The 3,012-nt window shown below is 72.3% G+C and carries 1 protein-coding gene and 1 pseudogene; both read right to left on the bottom strand.

What is annotated here, in order from left to right; all coding sequences use genetic code 11:
• The coding region (locus tag AX737_RS02305) for a phosphoenolpyruvate carboxylase (protein WP_066918688.1) at positions 1–2,607 on the bottom strand (2,607 nt) is incomplete at its 3' end.
• Positions 2,608–2,737: 130 nt separating this feature from the next.
• A pseudogene (locus AX737_RS02310) lies at positions 2,738–3,012 on the bottom strand (succinate--CoA ligase subunit alpha); the annotation flags it as partial.

Below are 3,012 nucleotides of genomic sequence, written 5' to 3' on the forward strand. Positions count from 1 at the left end.
GCCCTGGAGCCGGTCCCGGAACAGGGGGAAGCGCTCGGCGAGCTCGCGCCCGCCGCTCACCCGCAACACCATCTCCCGGGTCAGGGCGTACTCGGCCTCGACCATGCGGAAGATCCGGGCGCGCACGAGCTCGTCGGCGACGAGGCCCGCATAGTCCCGGGCGATGTCGAGATCGACCATCATCAGGGTCTTCTCGACCTCGTCGAGGACGAGGCGGAACACGCGCGACTCCTCGAACAGGCGCTTGAGCTGCGCCTCGCCCTCGGCCCCGCGCACGTCGAGGAAGCTGCGGATCCCTGAGCCCACCCCGTACCAGCCGGTGACGACGTGCCGGTTCTGCGACCACGCGAAGACCCAGGGGATCGCGCGCAGGTCCGAGAGCGAGCGGGCGCCGAAGCGCCGCGCCGGCCGCGAGCCGATGTTGAGCAGCGCGATCTCGTCGAGCGGGCTCGCCGCCTGGAAGTAATCGACCAGGCCCTCCGTCTGCAGCAGGTTGACGTAGGCCGCCCGCGAGGCGCCGGACAGCGCCTCCATGGCGTCGTCCGCGCCGAGCCGGGCGGCCCCGTTGCCGTTGGGCTCGGGCGCCAGCGCGTGCTCGAACACGGAGGCCGCCAGCAATTCCATCTGGTAGGCGGCGGTGCCGCGGTTGGCATACTTGAACGAGACGACCTCGCCCTGCTCGGTGATGCGGAAGCGCCCGTTGATCGAGCCCGGCGGCTGGGCGGCGATGCCCCGGTGGGTCGGCACGCCGCCGCGGCTGACCGAGCCGCCGCGGCCGTGGAAGAAGGCGATCGGCACGCCCGCGTGCTTGCCCAGCACCGTGAGGCGGGCCTGCGCCTTGTAGAGTTCCCAGTTCGAGGCGACGAAGCCGCCGTCCTTGTTCGAGTCCGAGTAGCCGATCATCACCTCCTGCACGCCGCCCTGCCAGCGGGTGGAGCGGCGCACGACCGGGGTCGCCAGCAATTCCTTCATGATGGCGGGCGCCGCGCGCAGGTCGTCGATCGTCTCGAACAGCGGCACGATCGGCAGCGGGCAGATCTCGGTGCCGGCCCCGTCGAGGAAGAGGCCCGCCTCCTTGGCGAGCAGGTAGGCGCCGAGCACGTCCTCGACCGAGCGCGTCATCGACAGGATGAAGCTGCCGAAGGCCTCGCGGTCGAGGGTGTCGCGCATCTCGCCCACCAGCGCGAAGGTGTCGAGGGTCTCCTGGGCGGCGTCGGGCAGGTCGTCGAAGCCGCGCTCCGGATCGCGCGGGCGCGCGAGCTCGCCGAGCAGCCAGTCCCGCCACGCGGGCGAGTCGGGGGCCGGCGGCGGACGGTCGCCGTGCTGCCGGGCCCAGAGCGCCTGCAGCGTCTGCGTGGTGCGGGTGGAGTTCTCGCGGATGTCGAGGCGCACCGTCGAAAAGCGGAAGATCTCGACCATGCGGCGCACCGGGCGCACGAGGTCGGTGGCGAGCCCCGTGCACCGCGCGTCGCAGAGGCCCCGTTCGAGCACGCGCAGGTCGTTGATCAGCCCGTCGGCGCTCGGATAGTCCGGCCCGGCCGGGCGCGCGCCCTCGTTGCGGGCGATCGTCGCCTCGAGCTTGCGCTGCACGCAGGTGAGGAACTGGCGGTAGGGCTCGCCCGGATTGCGGCCCGCGATCGCCCTGGCGTCGCCGCTCTCGGTCAGAGCGTGGGCGAGTTCCCGCCCGAACGCCTCCGGCACCGGCAGCGAGCGCTCGGTGAGCGAGAGCATGCGGGCGAGATGGTTGATGCCGTCGCGGTAGCGCCGCAGCGAGGCCAGCGCGTTGCGCTTCAGGGTCTCGCGGGTGACGCTCGCGGTGACGTAGGGGTTGCCGTCCCGGTCGCCGCCGATCCAGCTGCCGAACTGGAAGAAGGGCGGCACCTCGAAGGTCTCGTCCGGATAGTGGCGCGCCAGCGCCTCCTCCAGCGAGACCATCATCTCGGGCAGCATCTCGAAGATCGACTCGTCGAAGAAGTGCAGGCCCCAGGCGACCTCGCGCTCGACGGTGGGCTTCTCGAGGTGCAGCTCGCCCGTCATCCAGACCAGCTCGATCTGGGCGCGCAGCTCGTTCATCAGGCCGTTGCGCTCGCGCTCGGTCCAGCGCGGCATCTCCAGCTCGCGCAGCACGAGGTAGATGCGCCGGAACTTCTCCAGCACCGTCACGCGCTTGCCCTCGGTCGGGTGCGCCGTGAGCGTCGGGCGGATGCGCAGGTCCTTCAGCAGGGCGTGGATCTGCGGCGCCTTGATGCCGCGGGCGGCCGCCTCGGCCAGGACCTTGGCGAAGGAGCCGCCGAGCGCCTCCCGGCCCTCCAGGCGCTCGATCTGGCGGCGGCGGCGCATGGCCGCGTTCTGCTCGGCGATCGAGATCAGCTGGAACCAGATGCCCTGCACCTGGAGCGCGCGGGCCAGCATCTCGGGCGAGAAGGCGGAGATGTCGGCGGTGCCGTGCAGCACCGATTCCAGCTCCGGCTCGTGCCGGCGCGCCACGTCGAGGAGCGCGTGGAACAGGATGTCGAGCGGCTCCTTCGCCGAGGTGCCGGTGATCACCGGGGGCGCGAAGGCGTTCTCGTCGGCGTGGCCGGGGGGGGCGTGCAGGGTTCGGGTCATGGGGGCCACCTCGGGCAGCGGGTGCGCCGTCTCGCGGACCGCAGATGCGGACCGCCGTGGCGGGGACGAGTGAGGCGCGGGCCCCCTCTCCCGCACGGGAGAGGGGGCCCGTCGTGGTTCCGGCGCGGCGTCAGGCCGCCTTCAGCACCTGCGCCACGGTCGCGCCGAAGGAGCCCGGATCGGGTGCCACGGTGAGCCCGTGGGAGCGCATGATCTCGGCCTTCTCGGCCGCGCTGTCGCCGGTCGCCGAGATGATCGCGCCGGCATGGCCCATGCGGCGGCCCTTCGGGGCGGTGAGGCCCGCCACGAAGCCGATGACGGGCTTCGACATGTTCTCCCGGATCCAGGCGGAGGCCTCGGCCTCCTGGGGACCGCCGATCTCGCCGATCATCAGCACCGCGTGGG

The organism is Methylobacterium sp. CCH5-D2 (assembly GCF_001556475.1).
Classification (GTDB): Bacteria; Pseudomonadota; Alphaproteobacteria; order Rhizobiales; family Beijerinckiaceae; genus Methylobacterium; species Methylobacterium hispanicum.